The sequence below is a fragment of the Akkermansia sp. N21169 genome (genome assembly GCF_029854675.1).
Taxonomy (GTDB): Bacteria; Verrucomicrobiota; Verrucomicrobiia; order Verrucomicrobiales; family Akkermansiaceae; genus Akkermansia.
In genome coordinates this window covers 189690-207559 of sequence record NZ_JARWNC010000040.1, presented here as the reverse complement: position 1 = coordinate 207559, position 17870 = coordinate 189690, and the positions used below count along the sequence as shown (strand labels likewise).

Below are 17870 nucleotides of genomic sequence, written 5' to 3'. Positions count from 1 at the left end.
CTATTGTCATTGATCTAACATCCTGAACTATTTCCATAGAAATCATTTTAAAATTAATTGCTCCAGATCATTTTTTTGAAAACGCCTTCATACAAAACCAATTGACCTTAGAAATTCTTTCCAGGAATCAAACTACAGGTATACGAGAGGAAAGCTCTCTCTTTCCCTTTACTTATACATTGAATGAGACCGTTTTTCTCATAACTTATTTGTTTCCATTTACTTGTGAATCAGGAAAGCATTTTTCTCCTGGAGCAAATATATGGTATACTGAGGTATACGTTTGAACTCTCTCATATACTTTTATATACATTGTATGAGACCATATTTTTTACAACTGACTCATTATGATATATTAGTGAATATGAAAACTCATTTTATTCCTTCTTTTACTCCTCCCATATCCCCATTGTATAAGACAATCAGAGACTCCAGATTAGGCAAATTGGGATATCAGAAATTGATGGATGGTAACGTGTAAACCGGTCAACTTATTCTGAATGTTTCCAGAATTGTTTGTGAGGATTTTTTGATCCCTTACCTTGTGATTATCCTGCTTTCTAAAATAATTCCCGTAGAAATCAATTTAGAATTAATTTACCTATAACCCTCCTATCTCTTGGTTTATGTGATGGAGCAAGATGCATAGGATCAAGGGAAAATATTTTTTTGAAAACTGCTTCGTATAAAATCTTCATGGAAGTAATGATGCCGTTATTTCAACCAGTTGTATGCGATTGGTTTCGATATGATGAGTTAATTTATCCTGAATAGTACCAGGATGACTTGTAAAGATTTCAGGCAAGGAATTTGTGTTGTAGCATGAAAATCTGAAAAATTACCGTAAAAAATATTTTTGCCAAGCAGGGGCCTAAGTGGGTTTTCCTCCTTTTATTCCCTATACATTTCCTAATAGAGAAAAATTTTTCCATTTTCCCGAAAAACAATTTTGAAACGTTTGGGAAAGTGCTCCCTTCATTAGGAATTCTCCTTGTATATGTTGAGATCAAACAGGGATGAACTGTTAAATGGGGTAGTGCGTTTGATTCGGAGGGGATGCCTTGCCGTTTGCCGTGCCCCGTATGGTAAGAAATATCGTATAGGCGTAAAAATAAAAAAGGATGAAACCGTTGCCGATTCCATCCTTGTACAGGAATTGTTTAGAAACTCTATTAAAAGAAATAATAACTTCGTAAGGGCAATACTTCTGTTGTCTATATTCTGACGGAAGGATTTCGATAATATATTTTTTCATACTTGTTTTCTTATTTATCAATATCTTGATTATTAATATAATAATTGAAAAAATAAATACTATCCCCATTAACAATTGAATCCAATCTAGATGTATTTCCTTAATCCAGTATTGGTAGGTATGAATAACGAAAATAAATATCCATGTGACCAAAACTCCGATTGCTACGCATTCAGCAAGCTTTGAAACTGATGGAAAATATTCCTTTTCTACAATAACAGTTTTATAGAGAGGGCCGCATATATGATCTTCCAATAACTCAATATGCGCTTCCCAGTTTTCTTGCCATATTTTACTTACACGAATACTTTGCCACCAAATAAAACAAAGAAAAGCTCCTCCTAAGATGCATAGTAATTCTAGGCGCACATACAATAAAGGAATATCCTTTGCGTCTGCATTTGGATGTTGTGAAAGGAGATATCCGTACCCTCCAAAAGCCAGAGCGATGAAGGCCCAGAAAAAAGCTGCACGGGACCAGAATTTATCAATCTCGAAATTCCGGCACTCCCAGGCTTTGTTGTAAGCTGCTTGAATTTTTTCTATTCCAGCACGACTGTTCTTATCAAGAATTTCGAATTTTTCCTGATATTCGTTCATCGTAATCTCTTTACCTATGTTCATAAGATTTCAAAAGCGAACAGCTTCTGAGATATAAAGCTCCGAAGCTGTTCTAAATGGGAAATTATTAAAAGCTGTATCTTGCCGAAAGTGAGGCAGACTGATTCACCTGGCTACTTCTGGCTTCCAGCGTGTAAAATACCCCTACGCTCCAGTTCTGGTTGATGATCCAGTTCGCGCCGGCATTCATCATGAACGCGCTTCTGCCCGGATTACTTCCTTCGTGCTTGTTGTCGATGCCGTAAATGGTGGATTTGACCGAAGGATTCGTTCTGGATACATCACCGACATAGGCGACTGTCAGTTCGGGAAGAAGAAGCTGCTCTCCTCCGATCGATACTTCCTTTTTAACCGTGATGCCTACCGGAACACTCCAGACCTGCATATTACCGTCCCTGTATTGGCGGCTGCCGCTGGAATATGTTTCCGTGAAGCTTTCTTGCGATCCATGGACGTAATCAATTCCAATGAACGGCGTCAATGTGGTCTTGTCGGTGACTTTGATGTTCCAGTCGGCTTTAAGGCCAAATGTGAACACGTCGTCATTCCATTTTGCATGACCGGGCAGATAGGTGGAATTGCCGATGAGAGTATCGGCCCTGTTTTCCACCGATCCATAGGCAAAGTAGCCGCTCAATCCCAAACTCTGCTTGTCACACAGTGTTTCAAGGTAATTGGCGTACAGACCGGTCATGATGCTGTCCTGTTTAATAGATGCCTGGTTGTCGTCGGATTTGAATGTTCCGGATGTCTGCGCCTGCATTTCCATTGGTTCCCACAATGCTGAAACCGAGCGTATCCGATCCCAACATCGTAAATGTTTGTGAATCACTGGTGACCAATGTTCCTCCCGTTCTATGGACATAGGAATTGCTGAGTCCGCTTGTAACTTCCGTCGCATCGACATTGCCGCCGTCCACCAAGGAAACGACAACATCCTTGGAAAGAGTACCGGGAGCTTTGCCGTCGGTAATGATGGTTCCCGGTTGTTCCGGCTGGCCTGGATCGTAACCGTTATCGACCAGAGTCAGGGCATACTGTCTGGGCGATGGATACGAATTTCTTATCGGTAATGACCCGGAAAATCGTTTCGTCGTCACTACTTGCCCATGTACTTTCAATAGCGCTCAACAGTCCGGTATCTCCCGTAATATTTTTACAGTAAAATACGACACTTCCGGAATCGGGACTCAAGTAGGAACCGTCACTCAAATAGTTATCATTGAAAAACTCTATCTTTATATTTCCTGTAATGGATACTGTTCTAGTAATCGTCATATTAGGATACATCAGCTTATCGATTCAGTTGGATCTTTTGAATCTTGCCAAATCGAACTTAAGGGGCCTTCTCGTAAAAATCAAAAACACCAGGAAGTGCTTTCTCAATTCTATTCCAAGAGTCGAAAACGAATCGAAACTGTCTTTTCTCAACTAAAGGATCAGTTGATGCTTGAAAGAAATTACGCCAAGTCTACGGCGGGGCTGTTTTGCAGAATTTCTTTAAAATTCGCCGCAATTGTATTTCTCCAACTTGACAATTTCAAAATGGGTAGATCTATTGGGAGAATTAAAATTGCTGTCTGTTAATTCAGCCCACGCATATAAAGTATGACATTCCATCTTTTAACATGGCTCTTCAAGCCAAATCAGGTACAATATGAAAATACTATGAGCGCCTATTTCATTGTCACGATTTATATGGACGAGATGTTGGACAGGACTCCATATGATTCCTACATAGAGCAGGTAAAGCCGATTGTAGAAAGTTTTGGAGGAGAATACCTTGTACGTACGGAGGACATTACGGCATTTACCAGTGAAAGGACGCCGGATCGGATGATTATCATCCGGTTCCCGAGTCGTGAAAAGCTGGATGAATGCTTTGCCAGCGAGGAATACCGCCGGATTATGGCCTTGCGTACGGAGTGTGTGAAAACAAATGCTTTTATTACAGAAGGGTTATGAAAATCAGCCCTCATATTTATTGCCTGCGAATTGATTTCCAGGTAACGCCGGATCTTCGCCGCTTCGTGCACATTTTTCTTATCATCGGGGAAAAAATATATCTGGTTGACTCTGGTGTGACCGGATCTGAAAAAGAGGTCTCCGGATATCTTGCCTCTCTGGGGCGAAGCGTTGAAGAAATCGACGGCCTTTTTCTGACGCATTCGCACCCTGACCATATTGGAGGGGCTGCAGCCATTAAGAGGCTTTCCGGGTGCAAGGTATATGCCTCCGCTATAGAACGAGGCTGGATAGAGGACATCGAACAGCAGTTCAAGGATCGACCTATTCCCAATTTCCATTCCCTACTCAATGAGTCCGTCCAAATAAACGAATTCATCCGTGAGGGTGATGTCGTTTCCTGTGAAGACGGCATTACTCTGGAAGTGCTGGACACGTCCGGTCATTCGCATGGTTCTCAGTGCTTCCTGTTCCGGGAAGAACGAGCTCTTTTTACCGGTGATGCCATTCCTGTTCCCGGAGACATCCCCATTTACATCAGCCCGGAACAGACCGAAAGTACCTTGAAGAAGATCCTGGCTCTGGATGATATAAGTCTGTATCTCTCTGCGTGGGATGAGGTCAGAAACAAGGAATCCGGCAGGCAAGCTCTCCTCCTAGCTCTGGACAAGCAGTCTAAAATCAATTCAGCGGTTCGTCAGGTAATTCGAAGCCATCCCGAGGATTCTCCCGATAGGCAATTCATGAAAGTCTGCCACCTCCTGAATCTGGAACAGCTGGAACAGAATCCATTGTTCCGCAAATCCGTTTTCGTTCACTTGCAGGAGGTAAAAGACAAGGGGTAAATTCCGTTCACCTTATTCCCTTCCCCGGAAACATGGGTTCCTAAGTTGTGTGATTCATAGACATCGTTTCAATTCTGAAGTAGAAAGAAATAATGAAAATGGATCCAAATGGGAGGAAAAAATGGATTGATCTCTACGAACGAACGGGTAATGCAGGCTTGACTTGCCTACGCTGCGGAATAAGTCGTCTAACCTTGAGAAAATGGTGAAGCGCTATCTTGAAAAGGGAGAAGAAGGCCTCACGGAACAACAAGGAAAGTTATTTTCTTAGAGAGAAATTTGTACAAACCAATTTTGCGAATGGCGCGCAGAATTCTCGTTTCTCTCCAAGAGTGAAAGAAGTACATAGCCTCGCGCGTATTAACGAGGAACATATCGGTATCATCCATTCAAGGAAACACATTTCCAAGATACCATTTTAGAATATCAGAATTTTATTCCATGCTAGAAGCACAAATCTCTACGGCTGCATTTGCGGATACAAAAAAGCATTACAATATTCTTGATGGGTTACGCGGGGTGGCGGCCATCACGGTCGTATGGTTCCATATATTCGAAGCTTTTGCCACCAGCCATGTCGACCAAAGAATCAACCATGGTTATCTGGCTGTCGACTTCTTCTTTATCTTGTCAGGATTCGTGGTCGGCTATGCTTATGATGATCGCTGGGGAAAAATGGGGATCAAGGAATTCCTCAAGCGCAGAGTCATACGCCTGCATCCGATGGTTGTCATGGGCGCCGTCATCGGAGCAATCATGTTCTATTTCCAGGGGTGTTCCGTATGGGACGTATCGGTAGTAAGCATTACGGCTTTGTTCATCGCTACATTTGTGAATACATTACTGATCCCTGCAACTCCGCGGACGGAAATTCGAGGATTGGGGGAAATGTATCCTTTGAACGGCCCAAGCTGGTCTCTGTTTTTCGAATACATAGGCAATATCCTCTATGCCCTGTTCATCCGCAAGCTTTCGACCAGAAATCTATCCTTGCTGGTTTTCGTTGCCGGATGTGGTTTGGCAACGTTTGCAATACTGGGACCTTACGGCGACATATGCGCCGGGTTCTCTCTAAACGGGACGGATTTTACCGGAGGATTCCTGCGGCTCATGTTTTCCTTCTCTGCGGGATTACTTCTCATCCGGCTTTTCAAACCTATTCACATTAAAGGAGCATTTTGGATCTGCAGCCTGGCTATCGTCTCCCTCCTGTCCGTTCCACGTATAGGCGGAGAAGAACATCTGTGGATGAACGGTGTGTATGATACCGCATGCTTCGCCGTCTTTTTCCCCATTCTCGTCTATCTCGGTGCCTCGGGCAAGACAACCGACAACTTTACGAGGCAAATATGCAACTTCCTGGGAAATATATCCTACCCTCTGTATATGGTACACTACCCTTTTATCTACCTGTATTATGCATGGGTAAAGAACGGAAATCTTACCTTCAGAGAATCGTTGCCCGGTGCGGTAGCTGTTGTAATCGGGAGCATCGTTTTAGCCTATGTCTGCTTAAGATGGTACGATATGCCTGTTCGAAAATACTTAACAGACAGATTCCTGAAGAAAAAAATCAGCGCAAAAAACTAACTCAGTATTGCTTCTTTGATGCGTTACTTGCATCCAGCCTCCCTAAGATTGGTTATTGACAACAATCCGTTATCCTTCAGGATTATGTGATCCGTCTTAGAATTTCCGTGCAAAAAAACGGCAGGACAATGAAGCTCTTGGGATAGATTCTCACGGACATACTAGAGGAGTTTCTCGTTGTCACGAGCTGGATGTTTCCCTCCTCTTCGTTCCTGGATATATCGTTCGAATCAGGCCTCCGTGATGGATCGCTATATCCATTAGTCTATGACATGCAATAAGAAGAGTAACTCAAGAACAATTAAGGAAAAGAAGATTCAGCAAAAAACCTACGGATGCAGGAATTTGGTCAACTATCGTCTCCGAGGTATATCCTCAAAAACAACGGTTTCCACCCATTTTGACGTTGGATCAAGCTGCCTTAGACACGAAAAACCCTGCAAGCCGAAAGCTTGCAGGGTTTTTCAAATGGTTACGGGAACAGGATTTGAACCTGTGACCTTCAGGTTATGAGCCTGACGAGCTACCTGGCTGCTCCATCCCGCGATTTAGTAGCCATCTCCAATTAAGGAGCGCAGGGCTTTTATACGCCGATCTTGCCCTGCGTCAAGAAGAAATAGATATTATTTGAATTTTTCTTACGGTATCCCTTTGGAAGAGTTCCAGTACCGGTGAACGGTGATGGCATCAGGCAAAGTCACAGGGCGAACAATCCTGAATCCGATCATCCCTCCGTCAGTAAGATACCAAAGGCTTTTAGGATTTTGCGGATCCTGCATGTTCCACTCAGGACGGCTTTTAACGCGGGCCGCGCTCCGAAGTTGATCGGGGTCATCATCCCAGGAACCGCCTTTGACGACATGCCCTTGTTGTCCCGGAACCATCACCAAGGGATTGCGAAGGGGCTCTCCGTCACGGGCACGCGGACGATCGGGAAGGTAGGTATCCAGCGTCCACTCCGCCACATTGCCGTGCATGTCATACAAACCCCAGGCATTGGGCTTTTTGGAAGCAACTTTCTGATAACGGTCATCGGCATTGTTCCAATACCAGGCATAGTCATCCAGTTTATCCTCGCCATTACCGTAGCAATAGGCTCCCGAGGAACCGGCACGGCAGGCATATTCCCACTCTGCTTCCGTCGGCAGACGATAATAGTGTCCCGTCTGCGCGCTGAGCCATTCGCAAAACTTGGAAGCAGCATAATGCGACATGGCAATAGCAGGCATTCCCTTTTCATACCCATGCCCCATACCCAGGTTCATTGCGGTGTAGGGAGCAGTCGGCTGGGTGACGGCATCCCAAAGTTCATCATCCGGACGTTCTTCCAACAAAACGCCAGCCTTGGAGCGAGGACGCCCATTCTCCATGAATGCGGTATAAATTTCCCAGGGGATTTCAATGGAGGACATCCAGAATCCATCAAGATGGACACGCCGCAAAGGTCCTTCATCCGCTTTGCGGAGAGGTTCATCATCGGGGCTCCCCATGAGGAAAGAGCCAGCAGGAACGGGCACCATGGAGAGAGAAGAACCATCCGCCGCAGACACCACTTCCGAATACGGTTGCATCCGGCTCTCCTGACCCTGGCCTCCCGTTTCCAGATGATCTGAGGCATTTTCTTGCAATCGGGCATAGATGGCACGTGTTGTCGGCAACAATTCCGGAGACGGCAGTCCGGCAGGTACGGCAATCTCGGCAGGAGCATTCCTTCGACTTTCCGCCTCCTGGCGAGCCGCTTCCTCCTCTCCCCAGTTCTGGGAGTCCATAATCCTCCGGGCGTCATCCGTCATTTCGGAAACGCCGGAACCGGGCTTGCAGGACAACAACATATGAATTCCTGCAAGCCCTAGAATCAGAGGATATAAAGATCGGACCGGGAGTTGCATGAGGAACAAGGAAGGCTCCGTATCCGTTTCCCGAAAGTGGGATTACATGGTCATCCCGCCATCGCAGGCAATGACCTGTCCCGTAATGTAACGGGCATCGTCAGAAGCCAAAAAGGCTGTAAGAGCCGCAATGTCTTCGACCGATCCCTGTTCCCTGAGGGGGATTTTCTTGAGAATTTCCTCCTTGAGATTCTCCGGAATGGCATTGGACATTTCCGTGGAAATGAATCCAGGAGCAATGACGTTGCACGTCACCTTGCGCGGAGCAAATTCCTGAGCGATGGATTTGGTAAATCCGAGCAATCCTGCCTTGGAGGCGGCATAGTTGGCCTGTCCTACGTTACCGACGAGACCAATGACAGAGCTCATATTGATAATGCGGCCGGCAGAAGACTTCATCAAAATGCGCTGGAAGGCTTTGACAAGATTGAAGGCACTTTTCAAGTTGGTATCCATCACCTGGTCCCAGTCCTCTTCTTTCATACGGAGCATCAGTGTATCACGCGTAATTCCCGCATTGTTGACGAGAATGTCGATCTGTGGGAACTCCTTGAGGATAGCGGAGGCTGTTTCCTGGACGGCATTGTAATCGGAAACATCACAAGGGAAGGCCTTGCAGGAGCCGAGAAATTCCTTATTGATTTCGTTGGCGGCTCCTCCGCAACTGGAGGGACTTCTGCTGATCAGGACGACTTTGGCTCCTTCGGTGGCGAGGCGGCGGGCAATGGCGTTGCCGATTCCCCGGCCAGCACCCGTAACAACGGCTATTTTTCCAGCAAGTTTCTGCATAGCCTGATAATAAAGCCATTTTCATCGCCACGGGCAAGCCGAAAGAGACAAGCATGGCGCATCCCCTCACAATTCCTCCCCTGTCCGCCTCTCTTCACGGAAAGCCAGCATGCACAAAGTCACATCTCATCCGGATCCTTCATGGAAACCCACTTCTTATGACGAGAAGAAGCAGCCGTCACGCACAACAGAAATGCCAGATAACACAGCAGGAAAACGACTGGAACAACGGCGCCTTTTTCTCCCTGCAGCAATGCCTCCAGAGCAGGAGCCCTCTTCACCCATATATTTTGTACCAGCCACCCAACAAAGAGAGTAACCAGCATAGTAGGAGTCACATACTTCATGATCCACATATAGAAGCGAGGAATCCGTATCTGGGAGTAGCTATTCAAGTCTGCAAAACCCCGTTTGATATTCATCTTCCAGGCAAACAGGATCATCACCACCATCGCACTGAGAAAGAAACACATCGTCCCGATCCAGAAATCGCATGTATCCAATGCCAGAAGATCACGACTGAACCACGTCACGACACCTGCTCCGCAACAGGTGAAAAAGCCCAACACGACAACAGCCATTTTCCGGCTCAATCCCATGAATTCCTCAAAATAAGCCAACCCCACCTGCATCATGGAAATGGAACTCGTCACCGCCGCCATAAACAACAGCATGAAGAACAATACGCCGAAGACCCCTCCCATATGCATCTTGGCAAATACCTGAGGCAGAGTCATGAAGCCCAAGGCAAACGTCCCCTGCCCGGCCGCACCGGCTACTCCGAAAAATGCGACTGCCGCCGGAATGGTCATCATACCGGCAATCGTAACCTCGCAGACCTCATTGGAAGCCACTGCGGTCAGAGAACTCAGAGCAATATCATCTTTCCTCTTCAAGTAGCTGGAATATGTCAATATCAACCCTGTGCCTACCGACAGACTCAAGAACACCTGCCCGGCTGCGGCAATCCACAATTCCACATTCTTCAAGCCCTCCCACACGGTCATTTCCGTCAATCGCAGGTTTCCTTCCGAAGCACTTACTTTTTCATGCAATTGTTTCATGGCCTGCGGATTAGTCACCGGAGCCATGGAAACAACCTTCCAGGACTCGACACCGTCCGTTTCCACACGTTCCTCCAGCAGAGTCTTGTTAGGGTTCCACATATATCCCAGGCCTTCTTCGACATTCCTGTCCGGATAGGCTGGATCGGGAGTCCCGATCGTCAACACTCTCGCAAGCAGAATCAGGGAAATAACGAGCAGTATAGGCACCGACCATCGGCAGAACATTTCCACCCCTTTGGAAATCCCGCGATACACAATGCCGAGATTCAAAACAACACTTACCAGCAAGGCGATGACAAGCAGGCTTCCTCCCGTCAGTGCCGCCCCGTCGCCAGCAATTCCGACGAAATCGCCAAATACCTGTCTCGTCTCGCCGATCGTTGAAAAAGCCTCCGTTCCGTCAAGCAGTTTGCACATATAGCCAAAGCACCATGCCTCAATCGGAATATAGTAGAAAGCTACGGCCGTAGGTCCCAGAATGGTAATGACTCCCAGAAATTTCCACAGACTCGACCCCTGGGTCAGCTTCCACAGAATGCCGGGACCGCAATTACTTCCCATCAGTCCTCCGCGGCGGCCGAGAGACCATTCCGCCCATCCCACCGGCACCCCAAGCAAAATCAGAGAAATCACATACGCGACCATGAACGCTCCTCCTCCGTACTGAGCGGCAAGCCCCGGAAAACGAAGAAAGTTTCCCAACCCGACAGCACTTCCGGCAACGGCAAAAATCACGCCCAGTTTGCTGGACCATTGCTCCTGTTTCCGCTTGGACATGGGCAATACAATGTGATAGAACCGTTAACTTGTTCAAGAGAAAAGGAACAAGACAAAGCATCCGGTACGGGTATTGAAATGACGACGCACCCTGTAAAAACAGAGAAAACTTCCGAAAGAGTGTACGTCCTCCGGACTTTTTGAACAACCTCATCCGTCGAGAAGTCCAATCCGTCAACAATGTCATGTTTTAGGCAGCCCTAATTAAAAATCTTGACTGAAAGATAAAAATTGGAATTATTCCAATACACATTCAACCAACCCATAAAAAATATGCTCCTCGTAGGAAAACAAGCCCCTGATTTCAGTGCCAACGCAGTCGTCAACGGAACGATCGTCGAAAACTTCTCCCTGTCCCAGTACAAGGGTAAGAAATACGTTGTCCTGTTCTTTTATCCGAAGGATTTCACCTTCGTCTGCCCGACCGAACTCCTCGGTTTCCAGAATGCACTGGCTGAATTTGAAAAACGCGACGTTGCTGTCATCGGTTGTTCGACGGACAGCGAATTCTCCCACTGGGCCTGGGTTAACACCCCGACCAGCCAAGGCGGTATCCAAGGCGTCACATACCCGATCGTCTCCGACATCAACAAAACGATTGCCGGCAACTACGACGTTCTCGCCGGGGAACAGCTCATCGACGAAGAAGGCAACGTAGACGTGGAAGGTGAAATGGTCGCCTACCGCGGCCTTTTCCTGATCGACAAGCAAGGCATCGTCCGCCACCAGTTGATCAACGACATGCCCCTTGGACGTTCCATTGAAGAAACCCTCCGTATGGTCGATGCCCTCAAACACTTCGAGCAATACGGTGAAGTCTGCCCTCTCGGCTGGCATGAAGGTCAACGTGCCATGACACCCTCCCACGAAGGTGTCGCTTCCTATCTCAGCGAATAACATCCTGACTGGAATCCGGTTCCCGCCATGGGAAACGGTTCATGCTTCGAGGCGGAATCCACAAGGATTCCGCCTTTTCATATTGATCGATCCAGGTTATTTTTTACATAAAGTCAATTAACAATGCCAACTCCATCCTCCCTTTCATTCGCCGCAGCCGCCGAAACGCCGGAGCCACCTCCCACTAAACCCGTCGATCCCGTCAAGGACATTGAAAATTTCATGAACATGCCGGATTGGATGAAAGCCAAGGAAGTAGACTCCCTCGTGAGCAACCTGGCTCATGCAGCTATCTGGCTGACTGTCGCCTCAGTAGCATTAATCATCCTCTGCAAGGTTCTTGCCCCACTGTTCCGAAGGCACATGTCACCGCAGGCCTCGGCCTTGCTCCTCAAAATCATCCGTCACGGAGGATTCATCCTCATCATCGTCGAAGCGTTCGCCCTGCTGGGATTTGATATTGTGACTCTGCTCGGTGCCGCAAGCATTATCGGCGTAGCCGTCGGCTTTGCGTCACAAACTTCGCTATCCAACATCATCAGCGGACTTTTCCTCGTCGGCGAGCGACAAATCAACCTCGGCGACATCGTAGAAATCACCGGCATCCGCGGTACAGTGGATGCCATTAACCTCATGTCCGTCCAAATACGCCTGCCGGACAACACCATGGTACGGGTTCCCAATGAAATGATCATTAAAAACCCGGTCAGCAACATCACCCGCTTCGAAACCCGGCGATGCGACATCGACTTCTCCGTCGATTACAGCAGCGACCTGGATAAAGTCCTCGCCCTGCTCAACAAGATCCTTGCCGATCAACCCCTCTGCCTGAATACCCCGCAACCAAGTATCCTGTTTTCCGGATTTCAGGATTCCGGCATCGCCTTCACCGTCGGCGCCTGGTGCGAGCGGGACAACTACGCTCAGCTCCGCATGGATCTGGCCAAACAAATCAAAAAAGAGTTCGACAAGGAAGGCATTTCCATCCCCTTCCCGATCATCAGCATCGACGCCCGCAACAACTCCATTCCCGTTACGCTAGTCTCCTCCGAAGCGGCTTCCCGTGATTAAAAGAGAGTCCTCTGTCCGAAAATCGAACGAAATCGCCACATCAGCGTTCTTTTAGCTTTTCATTTGCTCCGCAAAATTTCAAGCTGGAGCCGTAAGCAGTACACTGATGACAGACGCCCACCATCCTCCCTTCAAAAGGATCCTGCTCAAACTGAGCGGAGAAGCCCTACGCAGCCCAGGCAGCATGGATAATATTTCCCCGGAAATCGTTGCCCGCATCGCCCAGGAAATCGCCGATGCCCACCAGGCTTCCGGCATTGAACTCGGGCTCGTCGTCGGAGGCGGCAATTTCTGGCGAGGGGCCAAAGCCAGCGTCCGCGGCATGGAACGCGCCACGGCAGACTATGTGGGCATGCTTGCTACGGTCATGAACGCCTTGGCTTTGCAAAGTGCCATCCAGCGTTGCGGCGTTCCCTGCATTGTTCAGTCCGCCATCGAAATGAAGAATGTGGCCGAACCGTTCATCCGCCTCAAGGCCAAGGAAGACCTCTCCCAAGGTAAAATCGTGATCTTTGCCGCCGGTACCGGCAATCCGTTTTTCTCTACGGATACGACGGCAGCTCTGCGCGCCAGCGAAATCAACGCTGAAGTCGTTATGAAAGCCACTTCCGTCGACGGTGTCTATGATGCCGACCCGAAAAAGGTGGATAATGCCAAACGTTTTGATACAATCGCTTATCAGGAATGTATTTCCCGCCAATTGAAAGTCATGGACTCCACTGCTTTCACTCTCTGCATGGACAACAAGAAACCGATCATCGTCTTCGATATGCACACGGAAGGCAACATTACCCGGGCTCTCATGGGAGAACCCATTGGCACAGTCATTTCCTAACCCACCAACCCATACCTTACTTTAATCATGGACGCTAACACAGTACTTTCCAATGTCGAAGCCGGCATGCAAAAAGCCATCGAATACCTCCACGGTGAATTCGCAGGCATCCGTACCGGCAAAGCTTCTCCCTCACTGGTAGAAAACCTGGACGTCATGGTCGCCAGCTACGGTTCCAGCATGAAGCTTAAAAGCATGGCAGTCATCAGCACTCCCGATGCCCGCAGCATTCTCATCCAGCCGTTCGACCCGGGCACGCTCAATGACATTCAACGCGCTATCAACGAAAGCCGCCTGAACCTCAATCCCGTCATCGATGCCCGTTCCGTGCGCGTACCCATCCCGGCACTTTCCGAAGAACGCCGCAAAGACCTTGTCAAATACGCCAAAAGCGTAGCGGAAGAAGCCCGGGTTCGCGCCCGTGGCAGTCGGCGCGAAGGCATGGACAGCCTTAAGAAACTCAAAGCCGATAACACCATCACGGAAGATGACCAGCGCACCTTGGAGGACAAAGTCCAGAAGCTGACGGACAAAACCGTCAAATCCATTGATGAAATCCTTGCCGCCAAGGAAAAGGACATCATGACCGTTTGATCCTCTTCTCTCATCCAATCTCACCGTCAACCAATCATTTTCCCATGACTGATTCCATCACCAATTTCCTTGCAGCCGGCATTGAAATCAACGGTACCATCCGCTTCACCAACGACATGCACATCGATGGCAAAATCGAAGGCGAAATCTCATCCGAGCGCGGAACGGTAACCATTGGCGAATCCGCCGAAATCAAAGGCGATATCACCGCCGGAGACGTCCGCATTTACGGCAATGTCGAAGGCAAGGTCAATGCCCAGCGTTGCGAACTCAAGCGCCAGTCCCGCCTCCGCGGAGATGTCCACACCAAGACTCTCTCCATGGAAGAGGGAGCCCAGCTTTCCGGTCGCACGGAAATCGGTTAATCCATTTTTCCAATCCCCTGATCTTTTCAGCGGAGGGAACTTCCCCTCCGCTTTTTTATGAACATGCAGGCCCATCCCTGAGTCAAACACAACATAAGATTCATCTTAACAATCACCACATCCATGAAAATTGTTACCTACCTGCTCACTGTAGCCATGCTTCTTGCCCCCGGTCTTGCAACGGCTCAAAGCCTTAAAATCGTCGACAAAGACGGCAAGGAAATTCCTACATCCAAGGAAGATCTGAAAAAGAGCCTCAAACAGAAAAAAGAGGAAGCCGCCAAGAAACGAGCCGAACAGAAAAAGGCTCAGGAAGAAAAAGCCGAAAAAGCTCGCCAAGAACGCGAGCAAAAGCGTCTTGACTCTGCCAATAAGCACTTGAACAGAATCGGACTTGAAGTAAAGAAATAAACTTTTCTAATCTTTGAAAGCCAATCAAAAAGACAGCCATTCCGGATAACGGAATGGCTGTTTCGTTGGTACGAAAACCGGGACCTTACACTTGATGCAACCCATTCAAGAACATCTGAATGGAAATCATCGTCAAAATCATTCCCATCAGACGTTCCAGAGCAACCATCCCACGGTCTCCCAAAAACTTAATGAGATATTGGGACAAGTACAGAACAACAGCCGCCGCCAGCCACGCCAGGAACACAGCCCCTCCCAGCAAAGACATCTCCACGGCATCCTGGGCAGCCGAAGATTGCAGCAGGATAATAGCTATTGCAGACGGACCGGCCATCAGAGGCACGGCAATCGGAACAATGAACGGTTCGATCACTTCATCATTTCCAGAAGAAGATGTTACGGACTTATTGGGAAATACCATGCCAATGGATACCATGAAAAGGAGGATCCCTCCCGTAATGTTCAGGGCGGATTGCTCCAACTCCAAAAATTGCATCAAAGCATTGCCGGCAAACAAGAATAGAAGAAGAATCGCCAATGCAAACAGAGATTCACGAACCAGGATTCGCTTCCTTCTTTTGGGCGAATACCCGGCAATCATGCTGTGCACGACAGGCACTAATCCCAGTGGATCCAGCACGATAAAGAGGAGTACAGCCGTTTTGATCAAATCCATGTCGCCCAACATAGCGTCAAATCCATCGCTGGCAAGCCTCATCAGCCTGCATTGAACATGCAAATCCCGTCTTCAACCCAATTCTCATGGATTCTCTCTCTTTATTGAACAGCCAAGTAATCGACATCTGCTTCCGCAGATTGCACATTGACCAAGCCGCGACCATAGTATTCGAATGCATACGGCAAGGAAGCATCCACCACGATCGTCTCGCGTACCTCTGAGGAGCGATGAAGCGACAGGCAGAGAGCCATTATCGTCTGAGCCGTCTTTTCATCCAATACACCTCCACAGTCCGGCCTACCGACTGGGATCACATGGCTGATCCTCACAGATAGAGAGATACCAGATTTCTGGGAAAACACATAGGGATTTTCGCGGTAGTTTCCTTTGTGAGGCGTCTCCCAACAAGAAACAGCCGATCGCACCTCACCCAGGTTGATAATGGAAGCACCGTTGGTAAACTGTTCTTTCAACATGCGGGCCAAAAAACTCCGGGCAGCTTCTTGAGGTACCTTCAGAACATCATCTCCCCCCTCATCCACCTCTACCAGTTCGCGCCCAGAAGCCGCACTATTGACCATATAGTCTACCCGGCCGTATTGAAGTTGGATAAAGTGAGCAAAGGATGCTAGATCGTTCCTGGATTTCATTTCTCCCATGAAAAGGAGGTGTCCGCAACCCTGGAGGAGACTAATCAGCTCTTCACCTGCAGCTCCATCCTTGTCAAAAATTGCCAAACTGATTCCCTTTGATGCCATCAAGATACCTACCTGACGGAGCATACCGCGAGAGGTTCCCATCATGACGGCAACTTTTCTATTGAACTTGTAAGCATTCATTGCCTGAATCATTCAGGGGACAGAGGACAGATTCAATGATTATCAACTCCTTCCGCGCTAATTGAAAAGTATCCTCCGTTAAGAAAACATTGAATTCCCCCTCAACCAGCCTCCTCCTGCCCTCGACATCCAAAACCAGACAAAGGCAGAACTCGTGTCAGTATTCCCAAAAAATGCTCAACTCATGAAACTATTTGCATTTGACAATAGTTTAATAAATCAACTATCTAACATCACGACCAACAACCAGCCCCATGAAATTTTTTCCTTTTCTTCTGTCCCCCGGCGTTACCAGCCTCCTTGCCATCTTCCTTTTCATGGGAACGCCAAGTCCGGCGGCAGACACTCCCGCCCCAACCCATTCGCCTGCCAGTACCGTATTAACAGAAAAGGCTTCGCTCATGAGAAATGCCATCAATAAGCCCTACACCGGCCAGATTGAAGCCATTGATACGGTTGCCATCCAACCCCGAGTATCGGGTAACATCCTTTCCCAGCACTTCACGGAAGGTGACATTGTCAAGGAGGGCCAGCTTCTCTTCGAAATTGAAGACACCCAGTATAAGGCCAACGTCATGAACGTCGAAGCGCAAATCGCCCAAACTCAGGCTAAACTCAGCTACGCCAAGGCCAATTTGGAACGCTACGAAAAACTGGTTAAAAACGCCTCCGTCTCCAAGGATACCGTCGAAAATGCCCGCAGCTCCATGGCAGCCCTGGAAGCCCAGAAGAAAGCCGAGGAAGCTCAACTCATTATCGCTTACGACAATCTCAACTACACCAAAATAACCACGCCCATCTCCGGAAAAATCGGGCGAACCACCTTTTCACGAGGTAATTACATCACTCCGCAATCCGGTACGCTGGCTACCGTCACCAACATGGATCAAGTGTACGTCCGCTTCCCCATGAGCGAACGAGACCTTCTTTCTCTCTTCGGCAATACGGACGAAATGAAGAAAAACGCCGTCATCCACCTGAAACTTGCCGATGGCAAACCTTTCCCGACATCCGGCTCTATCGCCATGATCGACAACAAGATCAAACCCACGACGGATACCATCACTATCTGGGCCAAATTCAACAACCCGGAAGGCAACCTTACCCCTGGCGGCATCGTCACTGTCGATCTCTCCAAGAAGGAAGTGGAATCCCTCCCCTCCGTCAATATCTCCGCCATCATGTATGACGATACCAAATGCTATGTGTACATTGTCAACAGCGACAATATCGTCGAACAGAGAGATGTCCTTCTCGGCAATATGATGAACAACCGCCAGTGCATTCGTTCCGGCATCAAGGAAGGCGACATCGTCATCGTAGACGGTCAGCACAAGACCCGCCCCGGCGCCACGGTCATTCCCGTAGAATCCAACTGAGC

General features: G+C 48.1%; 18 protein-coding genes and 1 tRNA gene. 10 read left to right on the top strand and 9 right to left on the bottom strand.

From position 1 onward, the window contains the following. Positions 1-1024 precede the first annotated feature (1024 nt). From QET40_RS10060 to QET40_RS10050, 3 genes are all read right to left on the bottom strand, one after another. Positions 1025-1879 (bottom strand): hypothetical protein, encoded by an 855-nt coding sequence (locus tag QET40_RS10060; protein WP_280127035.1) that lies wholly within the window; start codon positions 1877-1879, stop codon positions 1025-1027. Between the two features lie 64 nt (positions 1880-1943). Then, on the bottom strand, positions 1944-2639 hold the full coding sequence (locus tag QET40_RS10055; protein ID WP_280127034.1) for an autotransporter outer membrane beta-barrel domain-containing protein: 696 nt from the start codon (positions 2637-2639) through the stop codon (positions 1944-1946). After that, positions 2584-2976, bottom strand: coding sequence for a hypothetical protein (locus tag QET40_RS10050; RefSeq protein ID WP_280127033.1), 393 nt, complete (start codon positions 2974-2976; stop codon positions 2584-2586). The genes QET40_RS10055 and QET40_RS10050 overlap by 56 nt, the downstream gene beginning before the upstream one ends. Positions 2977-3544: 568 nt before the next feature. Here QET40_RS10050 and QET40_RS10045 point away from each other — a divergent pair. From QET40_RS10045 to QET40_RS10035, 3 genes are all read left to right on the top strand, one after another. Continuing rightward, complete coding sequence (locus QET40_RS10045) at positions 3545-3841, top strand: DUF1330 domain-containing protein (RefSeq protein ID WP_280127032.1); 297 nt, start codon at positions 3545-3547, stop codon at positions 3839-3841. Next, positions 3838-4686: an MBL fold metallo-hydrolase gene (locus QET40_RS10040; protein WP_280127031.1), complete on the top strand. Its 849-nt coding sequence runs from the start codon at positions 3838-3840 to the stop codon at positions 4684-4686. Before QET40_RS10045 ends, QET40_RS10040 begins: the two co-directional genes overlap by 4 nt. A gap of 441 nt (positions 4687-5127) precedes the next feature. Next, positions 5128-6276: an acyltransferase gene (locus QET40_RS10035; protein WP_280127030.1), complete on the top strand. Its 1149-nt coding sequence runs from the start codon at positions 5128-5130 to the stop codon at positions 6274-6276. 469 nt (positions 6277-6745) lie between these two features. Here the strand turns inward: QET40_RS10035 and QET40_RS10030 are convergent. From QET40_RS10030 to QET40_RS10015, 4 genes are all read right to left on the bottom strand, one after another. Then, a tRNA-Met gene (locus QET40_RS10030) sits at positions 6746-6822 on the bottom strand. A gap of 92 nt (positions 6823-6914) precedes the next feature. Then, positions 6915-8108, bottom strand: coding sequence for an SUMF1/EgtB/PvdO family nonheme iron enzyme (locus tag QET40_RS10025; RefSeq protein ID WP_280127029.1), 1194 nt, complete (start codon positions 8106-8108; stop codon positions 6915-6917). A 99-nt stretch (positions 8109-8207) separates the two neighbouring features. Beyond that, positions 8208-8954, bottom strand: a complete 747-nt coding sequence (gene fabG, locus QET40_RS10020; RefSeq protein WP_280127028.1) for a 3-oxoacyl-[acyl-carrier-protein] reductase — start codon at positions 8952-8954, stop codon at positions 8208-8210. A gap of 119 nt (positions 8955-9073) precedes the next feature. Next, the gene (locus tag QET40_RS10015) at positions 9074-10798 is read right to left on the bottom strand and encodes a hypothetical protein (protein WP_280127027.1); all 1725 of its coding nucleotides are present in this window, start codon (positions 10796-10798) and stop codon (positions 9074-9076) included. Positions 10799-11071: 273 nt separating this feature from the next. Between QET40_RS10015 and QET40_RS10010 the strand changes: the two genes are divergently transcribed. The 6 genes from QET40_RS10010 to QET40_RS09985 all read left to right on the top strand — a co-directional run bounded on the left by QET40_RS10010 (position 11072) and on the right by QET40_RS09985 (position 14971). Next, positions 11072-11695, top strand: coding sequence for a peroxiredoxin (locus QET40_RS10010; protein WP_280127026.1), 624 nt, complete (start codon positions 11072-11074; stop codon positions 11693-11695). 123 nt (positions 11696-11818) lie between these two features. Further along, positions 11819-12766 carry a mechanosensitive ion channel family protein gene (locus QET40_RS10005; RefSeq protein ID WP_280127025.1) on the top strand — a complete coding sequence of 316 codons (948 nt, stop codon included), beginning with the start codon at positions 11819-11821 and terminating at the stop codon, positions 12764-12766. Positions 12767-12872: 106 nt separating this feature from the next. Then, complete coding sequence (gene pyrH, locus QET40_RS10000) at positions 12873-13601, top strand: UMP kinase (RefSeq protein WP_280127024.1); 729 nt, start codon at positions 12873-12875, stop codon at positions 13599-13601. A 27-nt stretch (positions 13602-13628) separates the two neighbouring features. Further along, entirely contained in the window at positions 13629-14195 is a 567-nt protein-coding gene (gene frr, locus QET40_RS09995; RefSeq protein ID WP_280127023.1) for a ribosome recycling factor, read from the top strand. Positions 14196-14239: 44 nt separating this feature from the next. Beyond that, positions 14240-14560, top strand: a complete 321-nt coding sequence (locus tag QET40_RS09990) for a polymer-forming cytoskeletal protein (protein ID WP_280127022.1) — start codon at positions 14240-14242, stop codon at positions 14558-14560. 123 nt (positions 14561-14683) lie between these two features. Further along, entirely contained in the window at positions 14684-14971 is a 288-nt protein-coding gene (locus QET40_RS09985; RefSeq protein ID WP_280127021.1) for a hypothetical protein, read from the top strand. A gap of 85 nt (positions 14972-15056) precedes the next feature. Here the strand turns inward: QET40_RS09985 and QET40_RS09980 are convergent, their stop codons facing one another. Both QET40_RS09980 and QET40_RS09975 read right to left on the bottom strand, forming a co-directional pair. Further along, complete coding sequence (locus tag QET40_RS09980) at positions 15057-15647, bottom strand: MarC family protein (protein WP_280127020.1); 591 nt, start codon at positions 15645-15647, stop codon at positions 15057-15059. Between the two features lie 101 nt (positions 15648-15748). Next, positions 15749-16489, bottom strand: a complete 741-nt coding sequence (locus tag QET40_RS09975; protein WP_280127019.1) for an SDR family NAD(P)-dependent oxidoreductase — start codon at positions 16487-16489, stop codon at positions 15749-15751. Positions 16490-16743: 254 nt separating this feature from the next. Here QET40_RS09975 and QET40_RS09970 point away from each other — a divergent pair, with 254 nt between their 5' ends. Further along, entirely contained in the window at positions 16744-17868 is a 1125-nt protein-coding gene (locus tag QET40_RS09970) for an efflux RND transporter periplasmic adaptor subunit (protein ID WP_280127018.1), read from the top strand. Positions 17869-17870 lie beyond the last annotated feature (2 nt).

What these genes read in the sequence shown, in the direction of transcription:
- frr (WP_280127023.1), top strand. Translation starts at nt 13,629, where the DNA reads ATGGACGCTAACACAGTACTTTCCAATGTCGAAGCCGGCATGCAAAAA.
- QET40_RS10005 (WP_280127025.1), top strand. Translation starts at nt 11,819, where the DNA reads ATGCCAACTCCATCCTCCCTTTCATTCGCCGCAGCCGCCGAAACGCCG.
- QET40_RS09970 (WP_280127018.1), top strand. Translation starts at nt 16,744, where the DNA reads ATGAAATTTTTTCCTTTTCTTCTGTCCCCCGGCGTTACCAGCCTCCTT.
- fabG (WP_280127028.1), bottom strand. Translation starts at nt 8,954, where the DNA reads ATGCAGAAACTTGCTGGAAAAATAGCCGTTGTTACGGGTGCTGGCCGG.
- QET40_RS10010 (WP_280127026.1), top strand. Translation starts at nt 11,072, where the DNA reads ATGCTCCTCGTAGGAAAACAAGCCCCTGATTTCAGTGCCAACGCAGTC.
- QET40_RS10035 (WP_280127030.1), top strand. Translation starts at nt 5,128, where the DNA reads ATGCTAGAAGCACAAATCTCTACGGCTGCATTTGCGGATACAAAAAAG.
- QET40_RS09980 (WP_280127020.1), bottom strand. Translation starts at nt 15,647, where the DNA reads ATGGATTTGATCAAAACGGCTGTACTCCTCTTTATCGTGCTGGATCCA.
- QET40_RS10040 (WP_280127031.1), top strand. Translation starts at nt 3,838, where the DNA reads ATGAAAATCAGCCCTCATATTTATTGCCTGCGAATTGATTTCCAGGTA.
- QET40_RS10015 (WP_280127027.1), bottom strand. Translation starts at nt 10,798, where the DNA reads ATGTCCAAGCGGAAACAGGAGCAATGGTCCAGCAAACTGGGCGTGATT.
- QET40_RS09975 (WP_280127019.1), bottom strand. Translation starts at nt 16,489, where the DNA reads ATGAATGCTTACAAGTTCAATAGAAAAGTTGCCGTCATGATGGGAACC.
- QET40_RS09990 (WP_280127022.1), top strand. Translation starts at nt 14,240, where the DNA reads ATGACTGATTCCATCACCAATTTCCTTGCAGCCGGCATTGAAATCAAC.
- QET40_RS10045 (WP_280127032.1), top strand. Translation starts at nt 3,545, where the DNA reads ATGAGCGCCTATTTCATTGTCACGATTTATATGGACGAGATGTTGGAC.
- QET40_RS09985 (WP_280127021.1), top strand. Translation starts at nt 14,684, where the DNA reads ATGAAAATTGTTACCTACCTGCTCACTGTAGCCATGCTTCTTGCCCCC.
- QET40_RS10055 (WP_280127034.1), bottom strand. Translation starts at nt 2,639, where the DNA reads ATGCAGGCGCAGACATCCGGAACATTCAAATCCGACGACAACCAGGCA.
- QET40_RS10060 (WP_280127035.1), bottom strand. Translation starts at nt 1,879, where the DNA reads ATGAACATAGGTAAAGAGATTACGATGAACGAATATCAGGAAAAATTC.
- QET40_RS10025 (WP_280127029.1), bottom strand. Translation starts at nt 8,108, where the DNA reads ATGTTGTTGTCCTGCAAGCCCGGTTCCGGCGTTTCCGAAATGACGGAT.
- pyrH (WP_280127024.1), top strand. Translation starts at nt 12,873, where the DNA reads ATGACAGACGCCCACCATCCTCCCTTCAAAAGGATCCTGCTCAAACTG.